This is a genomic window from Streptomyces sp. NPDC104309, assembly GCF_055584025.1.
The window spans coordinates 384,137-401,586 of the sequence record NZ_JBVJMV010000002.1 but is presented as its reverse complement, the minus strand read 5'-3'; the positions used below and the strand labels follow the sequence as shown (position 1 = coordinate 401,586).

The following is a 17,450-nucleotide window of genomic DNA, read 5'->3' as shown; positions in this document are numbered from 1 at the left end:
CACGTGTCGGAATCTGACGCTCCATATGGCTGAGGGGCGTCCATCAAGTGAACTGCCCTATTCCGGCCCGGGTTTACCCGTTCGAGGCTGGCATATTCCTGCGTATGCCGACTTCCCGTCCCCGCCTGTGCGCGGGCTCGCTCGCCGCGCTGCTCACCGTCGCCGCAGTCTGCGCGGGTGACGCCGTGGCGCGCGTCTTCCCGTTCGGGCCGCACACGCGCAGCGTCAACGACCTGGGCAATCAGTTCGTGCCGTTCCACGCCCGACTGTGGGACCTGCTGCACGGGAACGCCGACGGCGGGCTGCTGCTCAACTGGTCCTCCGGGTACGGGACGAGCTTCCTGCCGGATCTCGGCACCTATCTGACCAGCCCGTTCGCCCTGCTCGTCGGGGTCTTCCCGCGCGACCGGATCGATCTCGCGGTCTATGTGGTCACGGTCCTGAAGATGGCGTCGGCGGCGGCGCTGATGGCCCTGTTCCTGCTGACGCTGCGTGGCGGGCGCTGGTGGGCGGCCGGGGCACTCGGCGCCTCGTACGCGCTGTGCGGCTGGTCGGTCGCCGAGGCCTCGTACAACCCGATGTGGCTGGACGGTCTGGTCGCGCTGCCGCTGCTCTGCCTGGTCGCCGAGTGGGCCCGGACAGGACGCCACCGCATCGCCGCGCCGTTGCTCGTCGCGGTGGTGTGGGCGGCCAACTTCTACACGGCGTACATGGCGACGCTCGGTGCCGCTCTGGTGCTGGCCGTCCGGCTCTTCACCGAGCGGGACGACCGACGGACGGTGGTCCGGGGGCTGGTACGGGCCGTCTGCACAGTCGGGGTGGGCGTCGGGCTCTCGGCGCCCGTCCTGCTCCCCGTCTACCTGGGCACCAAGCACGCCTACCCGGGCTGGGACCGGACGTTCGCGCCCGCCGCCTGGCCCGATGTGCTCGCTCGGCTGCTGCCCGCCACGTACAGCTTCTTCACCCCGGCCCTCTTCCTGGGCACGGGCACCCTGCTGCTGGCCTGCGCGCTGGCCTTCCAGCGGTCCGTGCCGGGGCGCGAGCGGTGGGCGTGGGCGGGGCTGGTGGCCGGGGTCGCGCTGTCCTTGCAGTGGGGCCCCACCCATCTGCTCTGGCATGCCTTCGCCACGCCCAACGGCAGTCCGTACCGGCAGACGTTCGTGCTGGCCGGGCTGGTGGTGATCGCCGCCTGGGTCTCGGTCTCGTACGGCTGGCCGGGGCGGCGGGCGCTGCTCGGCGGGGCCGCGGTGCTGGTGCTGATCGCGGCCGGGGCCGGCTTCAGCGGCCTGGTCACCGGGTGGACGTATCCGCTGTTCGCGGTGGGCCTGGTGGCCGCGGCCGGCGCTGTGGTGCTGGTCGGGCGGGGCCGGAGGCTCGCGGCGCTCGCCGCCGTGCTGCTGATCGGCGCACAGGCCGGGCAGGCCGCCGCGACCACCGCGTACTTCGACCGGCAACGACTGAACCGGCTCGACGACTACGCGCCCTGGGGCGAACGGCAGCGGACCCAGGCGGCCGTGGTCGCGGGCGCCGACGGCTGGCCGGGCTATCGCACGGACCCCGGCCGGGAGCAGACCACCGCGAACGATCCGCTGCTGGTGGGCGGGCAGGGCGGCGCGTACTACAGCAGCCACACGCCCGCCGTGCTGACCCGCACGATGCGTGCCCTCGGCGGCGGGTGGACGTCGAACGGCCGAGCCGTGCAGAGCCTCGACAACCCGGTCACGGACGCGGTCTTCTCGGTCGGCGCGCGGGTGCGCGGGCCGCGCGATCCGCACCAGGGGGCGAACGCCCCGGACGACCGGCCGGTGACGGTGAGCCGTGAACAGGCGCCGCCGCTGGTGACGGTACGGCCGCCGGGCGGCCCCGTGCCGTACGGCCGTTCGCCGTACCGCAACCAGGAGGCGCTGCTGGGCTCGACGGTGTACACGGTGCCGAAGACGGTGCTGCGCGCGGCGGGGGGCGGTGCGGTGGCCGACAAGGGGGCGTACGACTACCGGGTGGGGCGCGGTACGTACACGCTGACCGCAGCCTGCCCGGCGGGCACCGAGGCGTATCTGTGGGCGCCCGACATGTTCGGCCGGGCACGGCTCGGCGACGGCCCGGAGGTCGAGTTCAAGGGGCAGCTGCCGGCCAGGCGTGCCGTGATGCAGCGCCTGGGCACGGTCGGCGGGGGCGGGAACGTGCGGGTCACGCTGGCCCCGGTGCGCGCCGGGACCGTGCCGCATCAGGCGATCGGCTGTCTGGACCGGTCCCGGCTGGCCTCGGCGGTCGCCGGGCTGAAGCGCACCGGCGCGACCACCGTCCACGTCACCGGCCACGGTGTCCGGGCCGAACTCCCGCCCGGCAGCACCGGAACGGCTCTGATCGCCGCGCCCCGGATCGCCGGCTGGAGCTGCCAGGGGCGGCCCGCCGACAGCTACCTGGGTCTGGTCGCCACCCCGGTCCCGGCCCGCGGCGGCTTTGTCGACTGCACGTTCCGGCCCCCCGGCCTGCGGGCGGGCGAGGCGATCGGCGGGTGCGCGGCACTCGCCCTGCTGGTGGCCGGGGTGTGGGGGGCGCGGCGGCGACGGCGGGGTCCGGCCTCCGGGAGCTAAGGGCTGTCCCGTAATCCCTGACGGGCGCGCGACGCCAGCTACGGCACCTCGCCGCGTTGTCGGAACATCCGCATACATCCAGTATGCGGACGTCCCTCCGCCTTGCGATGCACCGCATCCGACGCCGCGCGCTGATCCACCACGGATTACGGGACAGCCCTTAGGCGCCCCTCATTCGGATCAGAGATCCGTCCTGCGGGTCCCGGACCGTGGAGTCGAAGGGCAGAGCAGCGAAGCTCACGCCGCCCAGGAGTGAACCACCGAGGAATCCCTGACTCAGGTCACCGGCCGGTGACCGGCACGTCCCAGGACCGGGGTCGGGTGAGCGCCTGCCATTCGTCCCGGAGCAGGGCCAGCACCGCGACGTCGTGCCGGCGGCCCCGGTGCAGGCAGGCGGAGCGGCGCACCCCCTCCTGGACGAACCCGGCCCCGGCCAGGACGCCGAGGGCCGCGGTGTTGGTGGTATGGGTGACGGCCTGGATGCGGTGCATGGGCAGTTCGCCGAAGGCGAGGTCGACCAGCGCGTCCACGGCGTCCACCCCATGGCCCCGGCCCCGGTGGTCGGGGTCCAGTACCAGCATGATCTCGGCCGTGCCGTCGACCATGTCCTGGTCCGTCAGGGCGATGTGGCCGATCGGCGTGCCGTCGGGGAGCAGGACGAGGAAGTCGTCGCGGTCGTGCTCGTCGCGGTCGCGCTCGATGCGCTCGCGTACAGCGGAGAGGGAACGCGGCCACATGCCGACCTCATGGGCGGCCACGGGGTCGGCGCGCCAGACATGGACCAGCTCCGCGTCGTCGATGTCGAGCGGCGCGAAGGCGACGCCCCTGCCCCGCCAGCAAACCTCCCGAGGCGACCCCGTCTCCCCGTCCTCCGGTTCCTCACCGGCACGCCCGGCCACAGCCTCTGTCACGTCCTCGATCACGGTCGGAGGCTACTGGCCGCCGGGACCGGCGGACCAGTCATTTCCGTCCCCGGACGGCCCGTCACGGGCGTGAGCGCCAAGTCCGACGCGGGTCGGCCCAAGGGGCCCGGCCGGAAACCGGTGCCGCTCGTCAGGCCGACGCCCCTGTGCGGAGCCGCCGCACATCCCGCACGAGCGTGTACAGGGCGCTGAGGAAGATCGCAGCTCCGGCCCCGATCCAGAGGGCTGATGCCCCGGAGCGGTACTCACGAACGGCAAAGGCGAGCAACAACATGCCGACAAGGACACCGAAGGCCGAGAGCAGAGCGTTGATGCGGTCAGTCACCGGGACATCATCCACGACCGCCTCGGCCGGCGGGAGTGATCCGGACGAGAGGCCCTAGCCCACGATCGCGACCGGGGCGTCCCAGGCGTTCCGGTCGATCGTGAGCGTACCTCCGGTGTGCGTCACCTTCTTGTTGACGGCGTACTGGTGGCCGCGGCGGTGCCCGGTGTACAGCGTCGAGGCGTACGGGAAGCCCTTGGTGGTGGAGTACACGTCGTCGTAACGGGCGTACCAGAGGATCTCCGGCAGGTCCGTACGGTTCGTGGCGTTGGCCACGACGGCGGCGCTGGAGTTGCTGAAGCCGTAGAAGCCGGACCAGTACCCCTTGGCCTTGACCGTCTTGTCGAAGGACCGGATGTAGGCGAGCACCGTGTTCACACAGGAGGTGTTCTTCGGGTCGAAGTACTCCATGTCGAGGTAGACCGGGCTGCCCGGCTTCATGCCGAGCGCGGCCTCCTTCGCCACGGCGTCGTTGGCGTCGGTGACGCCGAGCGAGGTGGCGTTGGCGGCGGTCATCTTCTCCGGGTTGGCGCTCGTCTGGCACGGCGGCTGCGCGCCGACGTACAGCGGGACCAGCTTCCATCCGGTGGCGCTGACGGACTTCACCCAGGAGGCGGTGAGGTTGGGCTGTGCGCAGCCGCGGTTCTTCCCGCCGACGTACACGGCGGCTCCGTGGTAGACGGAGGAGCTGTACCAGCCCTTCATGGTGGTCAGCGACGGTGCGGTGCAGGTGTCGAAGACATGCCCGGTGTAGATCTTCGGTGCGGGCCTGGAGACCGTGGTGGCGGTGGCGGCCTGGGCGACGAACGCGCCCCCGGCGAGAACGGCGACGCCCGCCACGGCCAGGGAGATACGGCGGCGCTTCTTGGATATGCGGTGAGAAGGCACGGAGACCTCGAAGGTGCTCGAAAGAAGTGTGAGGCCGACGGGGCAGGCGGGTCGTCAGCCGCCCCGGCGGCAGATCACGGTCTCACACCGTGATCGCCGGCTCACCGACAAAAGGGGTGTTCTGCGTAGCCGTTGCAGAAATTTGGCGTGCTCATTGCCTTCGCCGCCTACGTCGGGGCCCACCGGCCCTCTCCGGACGGGTGGCCAGACCTCGGATCTGTCGGTTCCTACGCCGACGTCACAGCGATCCGTCGTGCCACCGCGTCCAGTTCCTTACGGCTGACCAGCGGGAAGAAGAGACGCAGAGCCCTCCCCAGCGACTCGTCGACCAGGATGAACGAATGCTTCAGCAGCCCCCGCTTGGCCTCGGTCCGCTTCACGTCCTTGATCTGGAACGTGGCCACGTGCCGGTCCGGCTTCACAAAGAACTGGTTCGCCTGGAATATGAACAGACGCTTCCCGGTCACCGCTAGGTACATCGGCTGCGGAGCCGCAGCCACAGTCATCGCACCACCGCTCAGGACGGCCGCAGCAACCCCCATCACTATGTTCTTCTTGAACGAGACCTCGCTCAGATTTACCAGCGTGGTCACCTCGACCTGCTCACCGGACTCCAGCATGTCCGCAACAGCCGTCAGCAGGGCCCGATGTCGTCTCGCGTTCAAAACACACCACTCCAGATGGATCGAAAAAGTACGGCGCGGCGAGCGGACGCAGAGAACCACACCTGGAGCGACGACCACACCAGGAGTGCAAGGCTCTTGAGACTGTGTGCAGCTCAGCACGCGTGCCGGGGGTACCTTGCCACACGAACACCTGCCACCGTGCCGCCCCTCATCCGACTCGGCTCCCTCGGACAGGCTGGAGATCTCCACCCTGTCGGTCCCCGGTAAGCCTCCGTCAGCCGCCCCGCATCTCGGCCTGTCGGTCGAGGCGGCGGCGCAGCTCCGCGGGCAGCGGATGGTGCGGTCCGTAGGCCCGCTCCGTGTCGTACAGCAGCCCCTGCAACTGCACGCGCGCCGCCACGTGGTCGCCGACCGCGAGCAGCAGGTGCGCGACGCGGTTGCGGATCTCGAAGGAGCGGGCCGGGTCGCCGCCCGTGGCGTGATGGTTCTCGTAGTACGGGAGGACCGCGCGGAACTCCGCGAGCGCGGCGGCCGGTTCGCCGAGCTGTTCCAGGCACTGGGCCGCGTCGTAGCGGAACTGGAGTGTCTGGGCGTCGGCCGGGCCCGCCTCCGCCGCGCGGTCCACGGCGAGGCGGCGCAGCTCGGGCAGGACACGGCGGTACTGGCCGTCGTCCATCAGCGTCGCCGCGTACTGCTTGCGCAGGATGCGGACGACGGCGGAGTCCTCACCGTGCTGTTCGGCCGCGACCGGGAGGATGGAGCCGAGGATGTCCACGGCCTGGGTGATCCGGCCCTCGCCGAGCAGCTTCTTGACATCGTCGACGGCGACGGCGACATCGCGCCGGTCCGCCGCCGGGGCGGGCGGGGCCGGGGGCTGGGCCGGGGTGCCGGCGCGGTCGGGCCACGGGGCGTGCGGGCGCAGGAAGGGACGCGTCGGGTCGAGCGGGCCCGTGGGGATCCCGGCGCCCGGCGAGGGGAGCAGCGGGGCGAGGTGTTCGTACACCTCCTGGGCGTTGGCCGGGCGGTGCTGCGGGTCCTTGGCCAACAGCCGCAGCACCAGGGCTTCGAGGGGTTCGGGGATGTCTGGCCGGACCCGGCGGACCGGGAGCGGCGACTCGTGGAGGTGGCGGTGCAGCACGCCGAGAGCGGTCGATCCGGCGAACGGCACGTCCCCGCTGAGGAGTTCGTGGAGGAGTACACCGAGGGCGTAAAGATCGGTGTACGGACCGACGGCACCGCCCATCGCCTGCTCGGGCGCCATGTAGGCCGGGGAACCGATCGGCGAACCCGTGTGGGTGAGACGCGTGGTGTCGGTGTCCAGGACCGAGGCGACGCCCAGGTCCAGAACGGTGACGGTGCCGTCGGGACGGACCACCACATTGCGGGGCTTGAGGTCGCGGTGGACGATCGGCACCGCGTGCACCGCGCAGAGGACGGCACAGAGCTGGGCGGCGACCGCGACGGACCACTGCCACGGGTACGGGTCGTGCTCGGCGAGGTGGTCGGCGAGGTCGGCACCCTCGACGTACTGCATGACGAGGAACAGTTCGTCGCCCTCGCTGCCCGCGTCGTGGACCGTGACCAGGCCCGGGTGGTCGACCTGGGCGGTGACCCGGCACTCGCGGACGAAGCGGCGGCGCAGCTCGCCCGCGGCCTCGCTGCCGATGGGGCCGGTGACCCGGTCGGGGCGGAGCAGCTTCACCGCGACCCGGCGGTCCAGACGCTGGTCGTAGGCCGTCCAGACCTGACCCATGCCGCCCTGGCCGAGGACGGTCGCCAGCTCGTACCGCCCGCCGATGAGGCGCCCGCTCACCGGCCCTCCTCCTTGCGGAGGTAGTCGCTCAACTCGTCCAGCTCGGCCCGGACCTGGTCGATCCGCTGAGGCCGGTGCGGCGACCGGGCCGAGGCCGGGGGCCGCTGCGCGGGGGCGGGAGCGGGGGCGGGGGCGGGGGCGGGGGCGAAGGCGTCTGTGGGAGCGGGCGTGGGGGCAGGTGTGGGCGCGTCCGTGGGGGCAGGCGCGGGCGCAGGTGTGGCGGCGGGCGCGGGCGCGTCCGTGGGGGCGGGGGCGGGCTCAGTTGTGGGAGCGGGGGCGGGCGCGGGGGCGGGCGTGCGCATCGGCATCGTGGTCGCGTACGCGTATCCCGGTGCCCAGGGCGCATATCCACCCATGAGGTTCCACTTCGTGAGGTGTGCGTAGTGCCGGATGTCCCCGACCAGGTAGTAGACAACCGCGGCCACCATCAGCAGCATCATCAGCGGTATGAGCACGTTGTCGATGCCGACGGGCTCGTCGTTGCCGTCCCTGCCGAGGATCGCCACGAACACGCAGATGAACACGAAACCGGCCCCGGTCAGCCACACGTCGGAGGCCCGGCGGCGCACGATCGCGAGGCGGAGCAGCGGGCTCCACAGCAGCAGTCCGAGCGAGCACACCGGGAGCACGACGAACAGCACGCGCATCGAGACGATCCAGGCCCGGCTGGGAACCCGGTGCGGCGGCGGCGGATGACCGGGGGCGTACATGGCTGCTCCTGGAGACCTCGTCGTGGAACGTCCGCGCACACGCTCCGTGTACGCAGCTCCGAGCGTAAAGGGCGTCACCGACAACGGGCCCCGGGTTGTACCGAACCGTTGTGGATCACGTCACTTCGGCGGGACCGTGCCGTCCGCCAGCCCGTCGTACATCCCCCGCACCAGCTGTCCGCCGAGCCGGCCGGCCAGTCGGAGCGCGTCCTCGAACGCGGCCAGGGCACGGAACCGTTCCCCGTACCTCCGCTGTTCCGCGAGTGGCAGCCGGGGCAGTTGGAGGCGGCGGGCGTCCAGCCGGGTGGCGGTGGAGGCGTAGCTGCTGGCCTGGCGGTTGTTGGCGGTGCCGCGCAGGAAGCCGGCGAGGAACCAGGGGTCGAGGGCGGTCGGATCGGGGCGCAGCAGCTGGAGGTTGCGGCCCAGCGCGGCCCCCGCGGTGGTGTCGTCGATGACGCGGGCGACGGCGCCGCCGCCGAGCACGGGAACGACGACGTCGCCCGTCTCGACGAGGACCGGCTCCTCGGGGGGCCCGTCGGTGGGCAGGCTTCCCGAAGGGGCGGTGGAGCCGAGGACGTCGTGTTCCGTGAGGACGGGGAGCGGGCCGGTGCCGGAGCCGCCGGTGCGGAGCTGGAGTGCGCCGGCGCGGGCGAGTTCGCCGACGGTGGTGAGCGGCCAGTGGGCCGGGTCGGAGAGGGTCACGGCCGGCGGGGTGAGGGTGCCGGTGAGACCGAGCGTCTCGGTGAGCCGTTCCCGTACCCGGATCAGTTCGGCCGGTCCGTCCGCGGCGGCCGGGGGTGGCAGATGGCGGGCGGGGGCCAGGTCCACGTCGTCGTCGAGGAGTTCGATGACGGGGACGACCCGGCCGGCCCCCGGGCGGGTCCCGAGCGGGCGGACGGAGCCGGTCCCGTCCGCCCGGCCGGCCCTGTCTCCGCCTGTGCTCTTGCCTGTTCCCGCGCCTGCGCCTGTGCCCTCGCCCGCACCTTCGGCCGCGCCCTCGCCCTCGCCCTCGCCCTCGCCCTCGAACGACTGCCAGGCGGCGAGCACGGTGCTGCGTACCGCCTGCCAGTCGAGCCGGTCACGCCCGCCGGACGGGGCGGTGACGGCCGGGCCCGCGGCCGGGGGTTCGGCGGATTCGGCCGTGTCGACGAGCAGCAGTTCCGGCGAGGGACGTAGGCCGCCGACCGGCTTGCGCAGTACCCAGAGGTGGAGCGGGATGCCGTACGGAGGCGCGGCGCCGGCGGGGAGCGCGATGACGGCGCGCAGGGCGCCGCGGCGCAGCAGATCGGCGCGGATCCGGCGGCCGGAACGGCGCGAAGCGGCGGCCGGAGGCATCAGCAGTACGGCGGTGCCGCCCTCGCGCAGACGGGCCAGGGCGTGCTGGACCCAGGCCAGTTCGGACTCCGTACGGGCCGGGAAGCCGTACTCCCAGCGTGGGTCGTAGGCGAGTTCGTCGTGGCCCCAGTTGCGCTCGTTGAACGGCGGGTGGCAGAGCACGGCGTCGGCGGCGAGTTGCGGGAAGGCGTCGGCGCGCAGGGTGTCACCGGTCCGTACCGCGAGGGCACAGCCGGTGGCGGGGCCGGTGTGCAGGGCGAGCCGCAGCGCGGTGAGCGCGGCGAGGTCGGGGTCGGTCTCCTGCGCGTACAGAGCGGTCGGGCGACCGACTGCGCGCAGCAGGGCGCCGGTGCCCGCCGCGGGGTCGAGGACCGTACGGGCCGGCTGCTTCCCGGTCTCCGCCAGGGCTGCCATGAGTGCGGCGAGGCCGGGCGGGGTGAGTGTGTACTGGCGCGGGTTGGCGTCCAGTTGGCGGCCGAGCAGGAACTCGAAGGTCTCCCGGGCACCGTTCTCCGCGGCGAGCTCCGCGACGCCCCGGAGCAGCGGAACGGACGGGAGCAGCTCCGCGCGGCCGGGGGCGTGAACGGCCCGCCCGGGTTCCGCCGCCGGTCCGAAGCGGGCGGCGAGCAGATCGTCGAGGGCGAGGGACAGCACACCGGCCATCGCCTCGTCCGACACGGCGACGGTCTCCCTCCAGGCGCGGGGGCTGTCCCGCAGGAACAGCAGGGCGCAGCCGGTGTGGACCAGGGCGTGGACCGGGCCGGCCGGGTGCCCCGCGAGCTGCTGCCAGACCCGTTCACGGAGCGGGACCTCCGCGAGCTTGCCCTGGTCGCGCAGCCACTGCTCGACCTCGCGCAGCGCGAAGGACGGGCTCGTCTCGGTGCCGCCGACGGGCTTGGGGAAGTCGGCGTGCCGGCGGCGCCAGTTGCTGACGGCGGCGCGTCCCACGCCCGCGAGCCGGGCGATGCCGGCCGCGGTCACCTCGGTCGAGTTCTCCGGCACTGACTGTCTCCCTGATCCGTCGGCGCTGTGTGTGTGAGCATACCGACCTCCGGCCGATCACATCGGTTCACAGCATGACAGAGAACGTCACGTGTGAACCGTGTTGACTCGGTTCACAAGCTCTGCTGTTATTGACGTGTCGCCGCATCTCCAGGGATTCGGGCGGCCGTTCACGCCCCTTGCCGAACTTCACCGAAGGGTCCAGCCATGTCCGGGTACCCCGAACCGCCGCAGCAGCAGCAGGCGTACGCCCCCGCTCGCACACCGGGCGAGCGTCCGGCGCGCAACGGGCTGGGCACCACGGCGCTCGTCCTCGGCATCACCAGCAGCGTCGTGGGCCTGGTCTGGGCGCTCTTCTGGCTCGCGGCGGCGCTGGGGCTGCTCGCTCTCGCGCTCGGCCTGACCGGCCGGGGCCGCACCAGCCGCGGCGAGGCCACCAATCGTGGGACGACCACCTTCGGAGCCGTGCTCGGCGTGATCGCGCTGACGCTCTCGGGCGTCGGCGCGGTGCTCGTGACCAAGGCTGCCGCCGCCGACACCACGCCGGCGCCCTCCACCGCTCCGCACCTCTCCGCCGGTCCGTACCTCTCCGCCGGTTCGCACCTCTCCGCCGGTCCACGCCCAGCCCTCCGCTGAAGCGCCCGCGAAGCCCGCCCACCGCGCGTTCCCCGTCCCGCCCCTCTCCCCACCCCGCTCACCTCACGGAGACCTCCGCCATGCGCGTTCTCGCCCGTACCACCGTCAACACCCTCTGCGCCCTCACCGTCCTCGGCCTGGCCGCCTGCGGCACCGACGCCTCGCCCGCCAAGGCGACCGGCCCCTTCGCGGACATGTCGGGCCCCGAAGTCGCCAACAAGGCGCTCAAGACCACGAAGAAGGCGAAGTCCATGAAGATCGCCGTCGACATGAAGACGGCCGACGGACCGATCTCCGCCCACTTCGCCATGAGCACCTCCGGTGCCTGCACCGGAACGATGTCCATCGGCCCGGCGGGCACCATGGAGGTCCGCAAGACCGGCGACACGCTCTACACGAAGTTCGACGAGGCGATGCTGCGCGAGCAGTCCAAGGGCGAGCCCGCCGCGGACGTCGACGCCGCGGTCGACCTGCTCGCCGGCCACTGGATGAAGTCGAAGGCCTCGGACGCCGACAACAAGGACATGCTCGAATTCTGCGACCTGGGTGCACTGCTGAAGGACTTCGAGACAAACGACAACGCGGCCCGCAAGAACGGTGAGACCACCGTCGACGGCCAACGAGCGCTGCGTCTCACCGAGAAGGACAGCGAAGGCACCTACACGATGCTGGTGGCCACCGAAGGCGCCCCGTACGTCCTCAAGGTCGACGCGAAGGGCGGCAAGGAGCCGATGACGATGACGCTCTCCGACTTCGACAAGCCCGTCGTGGTGAAGGAGCCGGCCGCCAAGGACATCGTCGACCCGGACAAGCCGGCCGGCTGACCCCCACCCGTACGCCCGCACGCCCGGAGGGCTGCGCCCCCACGGGCGGCTGCCTTCCGGCGCCCGTGCCGGGGCCACGACGGGCGTCTACACGCGGTGCCGCACCCATACGTTGGGCTCCACGTACACCGCGTACCCGTGAGCCACCGAACACTGCACCGGTACCAGTGCCCCCGGCACCTCCACCGGGCCGTCCTCGTCGAACGGCAGGCCGGTCCAGGACCGCCACCGTGCGAGGGAAGCGGACACGGTCATCGACACCGGCGCCACCGCCTCGATCACCCCACCGGCCCGCACATGGACACGCAGCCACGGATCGTACGGAAGTCCGTCTTCCGCCCGGGTCCGGCGGGCGTACTCCTCCATCGGGGCCGAGGCGTCCAGGTGTTTGGCGCTCGGTCGCACCGGGGCGACAAGGTCCGCGAAACCGAGTCTTCCGGCGTTCTCCCGCATCGCGGCGACCATCCGTGCCGAGATCCCCCGCCCCTGGTGCCCGTCGGCGACCGCGATCTCGATCGCGCTGACGGTGTCCGGCGTACGTCCGTGCCGCAGGTCCGAGAACGCCCACAGCAGCACGCGGTCCCAGCCGCCCTCGGGCAGTTCCTCCCGCCCCGGAACATGCAGCGCGAACGGCACGCTGTACGCCCGTGCGACAACGGCGCCGTCCTCGTCCGTCGCGACGAGCACGTACTCCGGGAAATCGACGGCGATCCTGGGGTAGTTCGCCCAGCCCACCAAGTCCTCCAGGACGAATCCCGGCCAGCTGTCCGGCATCCGTCCTGCCGCCCCGGCGAGCTCGGGACGGGCGGCGACGGTGGTGATGGTCAGGTCCATGCGCCCCACGCTAGGCAACGGCGTTCCCGGCGCCAAACCGTTTTTCCGCACGTCACAGCCTTGGACACGGACAGTTCGGAGCGGGGCGCCCGCCCGTCATCCCCCGCACTGCTCCAGCATCGCCTGCTTGTCCGCGGCGGTGACCGGAAGCGCGTACTTCAGCGAGACCTGCGCGAACCGCACCGCGTACGAGCAGCGGACCGGCTTGTACGGCGGCAGCCAGGACGCCGGACCGGAGTCACGCTTGGCGTTGTTGGCCGGGCCGTCCACCGGAAGGAGGTTGAGCGGATCGTTGGCGATCTGCTGCCGCTTGGTCTCGTTCCAGCGGGCGGCGCCCATCTGCCAGTCGTACGAGAGCGGCATGACGTGGTCGATCTGGACCTTGGTGGCCTGCTGCTTGCGCCACTCGATGGTCGAGCCGGTGTACGGGTCCTTGAGGGTCATCGACACGACCACACAGTCCGACCCGGACCGGAACTTCACGTCCTTGCCGTCCCTGTTGAGGAGGTCGTTACGGGTGTCGCAGCCGTTCCTGGCCAGCGGTATCCCGTCGACCGAGTCCTTCCAGGCGTAACCGAACTTGTCGCGTGCGTACCCGGTCTTCGGGCCTCGCCCCTTCGTCGCCACCTTCTCGATGATCTTCCGGCCGGCCGCCTGGTCCGCCTCGGACGTGAGCGGCGCGAGGCCCGGCTTCGTACCGTCGGCGTTGTCGAGCGGGCTGGCCCCGAATCCGGTGGCGGCCTGCCCGCCGCCCTGCTGCCCAGCCCCGGAGGACGTCTGCTCGGGGTCACAGCCGGCCAGGGCCAGCACCGCCGCCACACTGAGGGCGGGCAGCATCACTCGGTACGCGCGGGGAGGTATCACTCGAAGCCGTCCTGACGGGGAGAAAGCTGATCCCGGGAATCCTACGGAGGTCTTCCCCGGGAGGCATGCACATGGCTACCGTTCGGGCCGGATGCGGCCTGAATCACACTCCCGTCGAGCCGCCGGGCCACGGCAGGTTCGCCACCGGGGGCTACAGCCTGTTCACCAATACCCCCCGATCCCAGCTCCGGTTAACATTCATCTATGTATGTTTCCTCGACGTATGATTCATCCATGCATGTGTCGCCGAGATCCGGGAGGTAGACGCATGGGTTTCTACGGCCGTCAACGCACACTCGCCGATCTGGAACGCCGCATGCTGCGCATCCGGGAGTCCGGAACCGGTCAGCTGCTCGCCGTGCGCGGGCGCCGCCAGGTGGGGAAATCCCGGCTCTTCACGCGCTTCGTCGAGCAGTCGGGGCTGCCCTACCTCTACTTCTCCGCCGTGAAGAACGCATCGCCGGCCACCCAGCTCCGGACCCTCACAGCCGAGCTGCACACGTCGACGACCCCGCTCGCCGATGCCGATTCGCTCTTCTCCGCTCCACCCACCGACTGGCGGGACGCATTGGGCAGGATCGCCGTCGCCTGCCGCAGCACCCCCTCCGTCGTCGTCATCGACGAGTTCCCGTGGGCTGCCGCGGCGGATCCGACCCTGGAGGGGCAGCTCCAGAACGCCTGGGACCGGCAGCTGGAGAACACTCCTGTTCTCTTCGTACTGATCGGCTCCGACGTCGGGATGATGGAGCGGCTGACCGAACACGACAGGCCGCTCTACGGCCGGGCCAGGAGCACCACTGTCGCTCCCTTCGACCCCGCCGAGTGCGCCGAGGCCCTGGGCAGCGGTGGGAACCCGCTGGCCGCTTTCGACACCGCGCTCGTCACCGGGGGCTACCCACGCCTGGTGCTGGACCGAGCACGCGCGCGCAGCACTCGGGCGTTCGTGCACGAACAGCTCGGTGACGAGAACAGCGATCTGGCGGTCATGGGACAGCGGTCTCTCGACGCCGAATTCCCCGACGCGCAGCAGGCGCGGCGCGTCCTGTCCGCGATGGGGGGTACCGATGTCGGAGTCAGCACGTTCACCCAGGTCGTCGGAAGGCTTCCCGAGGAAGGAAGCACCGCGCACACAGCGGTCACCAGGGCCATAAAGGTGCTCGCCGACAAGGGGGTGGTCAGCGTGGACGTACCGGTGGGCGCGCCCGCGAACAGCAGGCTGCGGCGCTACCGCATCGACGACCCTTACCTGCGCTTCTGGTTCCGCTTCATCGAGGAACAGCAGGCCCACATCGCCCGCGGCCGGCCGGACATCGCCCGCGCCGTCTTCGACCGGGGCTGGCCGAGCTGGCGGGGCCGCGCCATCGAGCCACTCGTCCAGGAGGCGGTGTACCGGCTCGCCCCGGAGCTACCGGGGCTGGAGGGCGCCGGACAGGTGGGGAGCTGGTGGAACCGCGACAACAGCCAGGAGTACGACATCGTCGTCCCCGCCGCCTCGGGGAAGCGCACGCTCCTCCTCGGCTCGGTCAAGTGGCGCGAGACCAAGCGCTTCAGCGACCGCGAACTCGCGCACCTCGCCGAGGCACGGTCCGCCGTACCGGGCGCGTCGGCGGCCCCGCTGCTGGCGGTGTGCCCGGCGGGGGTCGAGGACGGCGTACGCCCGGACCTGACGCTCACCTCTGCGGATCTGCTGGCCGCCTGGCGCGGGTGAGGAATGCGGGCGGCAGTCAGGATCCGGTCCCTCCGCTTCGGGGCCGGGCGCAGTCACCCGATCCGGATCCCGTACCGCCTGAGTCTCTGGCGCCGCGTCGTCATGGCACACGGTGGCTCACACCTTCGGCGTCTCCCACGCGGCCCCCGCCCACCACTTCAAGGACCGCACGGGCCTGCTCACCGCCGTCGCCGCCTGGTCGACGGCCCACGGATTCGCCACCCTGCTGCTGAGCGGCAACCTGGAGGGGCGGCGGGCGGCCGGGACCCCGAGGAGGTGTTCCGCTCAGTCACGGGGTCGGTGTTCGCGCCGGCGGATGAGCGCTCGGCGTCGGACGGGCCGGAGCGGGGTGGCGTGTGAGCCACTCCTGGAACTCACGATGCCGGAACTGGTAGGCGGCACCGGTCACCCGGATCAGCCCCGCCGTCCGGGACCACTCCAGGAAGCGGCTCAGGCGGAACGGCAGCCGTCGGCAGTTGACCAGCAGCCAGCACGTGTACATGGCCATGGGGCCGCACAAAGCACAGTAGAGCGACCCGAACATGGTGAAGAGTACGAGGTCGGCGGTCGGGCCAAGACCCGCAGAACGGCTGAGGAACACCAGGACAGCCGCGGGCCACAGAACAATCAGAGCGAAGAAAGCGCCGGTGCGTGGCCAGCCGGACGGCCCCACCGCCGCTGAACCGAGGAAGTAGGCGGAGAACATGATGAAGAACAGCGCGGGAGTGAACAGCATCGCCACGGTCATCGGCCCGTTCTCCATGCCACCGAATCGTTGAGGTGCTGCGACCCGCCACATCGCCAGAACGGGCCAGATCGCGGTGACGCGTACCGCCCAGCGCCCGCTCCCGTTCCATGCCAGCCGCATCCCCACCCGCCACAGCGGGCTGCCCCACGGGGGCAGGGCGAAGTCGGCACGTCCCCACAGGCTGATCTCGCTGGAACACAGGTGTCGGAACCCGATGCCTCCCACCACGAGAAGGACAGCGGCCAGGCTCCAGGTCATCGCATCCCTGTCCCCGTCGGACAGCAGAAGCACAACCGGGCCGAGCGCGAGGACACCGACCAGAACGGCGTACAACCGTCTCGCCCACACGGCCCCCGGGGAGTGGGCGAGTTCGGACAACACCAGATCCGTCCCGCCACCGCCCCGCACCTGAAGACCGCGTGCGAGGGCGCCCAGCCACGCGTGCACATCCTCGGGTGCGTACCGGCTCCGCGTTCCCGCGACAGTGCGGACGGACGACGGGATGAAATGGCCGAGGAGTACGTCGCCCACCTCCTCCTGCGTGGTGCATGTCAGAAGTTCGCCGGGGTCGTTGGCCTGCTCGTACGCCGTGGCCACGAGCACCAGGCGCCACGGCGTGGAGAGCGAACGGGCCAGCATGCCGTGAGGGCGGGCGCGCAACTCGTCCAGGACCGGGGCCCATACGACCTGACGGTAGGCCGCCCCCGCGCGCCGCGACAGGAATCCCGCAGCCGCCTCGGCACTCACCGGGTCGATCTCGACCCGCGCCGTGTCCAGCATCGGCCTTCCGGAGGCTTCGAGCGCGTCGTAGAGATCCGTGCGGCACGTCAGGACGAGTGGTGCGGGTTCCAGGCCCTCCTGATAGTCGGCCAGGGCGTCCAGCGCGCCCTGGGCCCGTGACTCGGCGAGCGGGACTTCCGCCCTGTCCATCTCGTCCAGACCATCGATGACCGGGAGCACCAGTCCGGCGTCCACGAGCTGACCGGCACGCTTCCACGATCTGCCGTAGTCGCGCACCAGATGTCTGACGACCCAGTCGCGGAAGCTCTCCTCCCGCTCCCAGTCCCCGAGCGCGATCAGCACCGGAACGGGGTCGCCATCCGCCCTGACCTTGTTGAGCTCCGCCACGAAGGAATGGGCCAGCACCGATTTCCCGGCTCCCGGCCGGCCCGTCACCACCAGGCGCCGGGGTCTGAGGGCCTGGTAGTCAGCGACCAGACCGTCCAATCGTCCGGCCGGCGCCAGGGGCGGCGCCGCGCCTCTGGCGTGTGTGTAGGGGCGGAATCGGTAAGTGATGTCCGCGACGACCCGATCCCCGCCCAGCACCCGGCGCGACAGCGGCTCCGCCAGCGCCACGGCCCGGCTCAGTTGTCGCGCCGCGGCCACATCGTCCACCGCCGCACCGACCCGCTGCGTCGCCCACACCCCGAACACTGTCGCGACCAGCGTCAGGGCCGTGAGCAGCATCCCGACGACGCCCAAGCGGTCCGGCAGGTTCTCCGCACCCTGCCCTGGGCGCAGGACGTACAGCAGGCAACAGGCCGGCAGCACGCACGTCACCACGATCCAGCGGTTCCGGGTTCTGTTCTCCCTGCCCCTCTCCATGCGTCGCATCCTGCC

Annotated in this window: 14 protein-coding genes and 1 pseudogene; 5 read left to right on the top strand and 10 right to left on the bottom strand. The window is 71.5% G+C overall.

Annotation, left to right across the window (positions count from 1 at the left end; translation table 11 throughout):
* The first annotated feature begins 104 nt into the window (after positions 1–104).
* A complete protein-coding gene (locus ACZ68L_RS03590) occupies positions 105–2,594 on the top strand; it encodes a YfhO family protein (RefSeq protein ID WP_469573860.1) in 2,490 nt (829 codons plus the stop codon).
* A 281-nt stretch (positions 2,595–2,875) separates the two neighbouring features.
* Here the strand turns inward: ACZ68L_RS03590 and ACZ68L_RS03585 are convergent, their stop codons facing one another.
* From ACZ68L_RS03585 to ACZ68L_RS03555, 7 genes are all read right to left on the bottom strand, one after another.
* Entirely contained in the window at positions 2,876–3,517 is a 642-nt protein-coding gene (locus ACZ68L_RS03585) for a GNAT family N-acetyltransferase (RefSeq protein ID WP_469573859.1), read from the bottom strand.
* A gap of 130 nt (positions 3,518–3,647) precedes the next feature.
* The gene (locus ACZ68L_RS03580; protein ID WP_469573856.1) at positions 3,648–3,842 is read right to left on the bottom strand and encodes a hypothetical protein; all 195 of its coding nucleotides are present in this window, start codon (positions 3,840–3,842) and stop codon (positions 3,648–3,650) included.
* 54 nt (positions 3,843–3,896) lie between these two features.
* Entirely contained in the window at positions 3,897–4,730 is an 834-nt protein-coding gene (locus ACZ68L_RS03575) for a glycoside hydrolase domain-containing protein (RefSeq protein WP_469573854.1), read from the bottom strand.
* Between the two features lie 227 nt (positions 4,731–4,957).
* Positions 4,958–5,473 carry a hypothetical protein gene (locus tag ACZ68L_RS03570; protein ID WP_469573852.1) on the bottom strand — a complete coding sequence of 172 codons (516 nt, stop codon included), beginning with the start codon at positions 5,471–5,473 and terminating at the stop codon, positions 4,958–4,960.
* A 157-nt stretch (positions 5,474–5,630) separates the two neighbouring features.
* Positions 5,631–7,169, bottom strand: coding sequence for a protein kinase domain-containing protein (locus ACZ68L_RS03565; RefSeq protein WP_469573850.1), 1,539 nt, complete (start codon positions 7,167–7,169; stop codon positions 5,631–5,633).
* Positions 7,166–7,879, bottom strand: a complete 714-nt coding sequence (locus ACZ68L_RS03560; RefSeq protein ID WP_469573848.1) for a hypothetical protein — start codon at positions 7,877–7,879, stop codon at positions 7,166–7,168. The genes ACZ68L_RS03565 and ACZ68L_RS03560 overlap by 4 nt, the downstream gene beginning before the upstream one ends.
* Before the next feature lie 120 nt (positions 7,880–7,999).
* Entirely contained in the window at positions 8,000–10,216 is a 2,217-nt protein-coding gene (locus tag ACZ68L_RS03555) for an N-6 DNA methylase (protein WP_469573846.1), read from the bottom strand.
* Positions 10,217–10,423: 207 nt separating this feature from the next.
* On the opposite strand from ACZ68L_RS03555, the gene ACZ68L_RS03550 reads away from it, so the two are divergent.
* Both ACZ68L_RS03550 and ACZ68L_RS03545 read left to right on the top strand, forming a co-directional pair.
* Entirely contained in the window at positions 10,424–10,852 is a 429-nt protein-coding gene (locus ACZ68L_RS03550; protein WP_469573844.1) for a hypothetical protein, read from the top strand.
* Positions 10,853–10,932: 80 nt separating this feature from the next.
* On the top strand, positions 10,933–11,676 hold the full coding sequence (locus ACZ68L_RS03545; RefSeq protein ID WP_469573842.1) for a hypothetical protein: 744 nt from the start codon (positions 10,933–10,935) through the stop codon (positions 11,674–11,676).
* An 87-nt stretch (positions 11,677–11,763) separates the two neighbouring features.
* Here the strand turns inward: ACZ68L_RS03545 and ACZ68L_RS03540 are convergent, their stop codons facing one another.
* Together ACZ68L_RS03540 and ACZ68L_RS03535 are read right to left on the bottom strand one after the other, a co-directional pair.
* Positions 11,764–12,510, bottom strand: coding sequence for an N-acetyltransferase (locus ACZ68L_RS03540; RefSeq protein ID WP_469573841.1), 747 nt, complete (start codon positions 12,508–12,510; stop codon positions 11,764–11,766).
* A 96-nt stretch (positions 12,511–12,606) separates the two neighbouring features.
* Positions 12,607–13,374: an HNH endonuclease family protein gene (locus tag ACZ68L_RS03535; RefSeq protein ID WP_469573839.1), complete on the bottom strand. Its 768-nt coding sequence runs from the start codon at positions 13,372–13,374 to the stop codon at positions 12,607–12,609.
* A 268-nt stretch (positions 13,375–13,642) separates the two neighbouring features.
* Here ACZ68L_RS03535 and ACZ68L_RS03530 point away from each other — a divergent pair, with 268 nt between their 5' ends.
* Complete coding sequence (locus tag ACZ68L_RS03530) at positions 13,643–15,082, top strand: ATP-binding protein (protein ID WP_469573838.1); 1,440 nt, start codon at positions 13,643–13,645, stop codon at positions 15,080–15,082.
* A gap of 91 nt (positions 15,083–15,173) precedes the next feature.
* Positions 15,174–15,442 (top strand): annotated as a pseudogene (locus tag ACZ68L_RS03525) (WHG domain-containing protein); the annotation flags it as partial.
* Here the strand turns inward: ACZ68L_RS03525 and ACZ68L_RS03520 are convergent.
* Complete coding sequence (locus ACZ68L_RS03520; RefSeq protein WP_469573837.1) at positions 15,372–17,435, bottom strand: NACHT domain-containing protein; 2,064 nt, start codon at positions 17,433–17,435, stop codon at positions 15,372–15,374. The pseudogene ACZ68L_RS03525 and the gene ACZ68L_RS03520 overlap by 71 nt on opposite strands.
* Between the last annotated feature and the right edge of the window lie 15 nt (positions 17,436–17,450).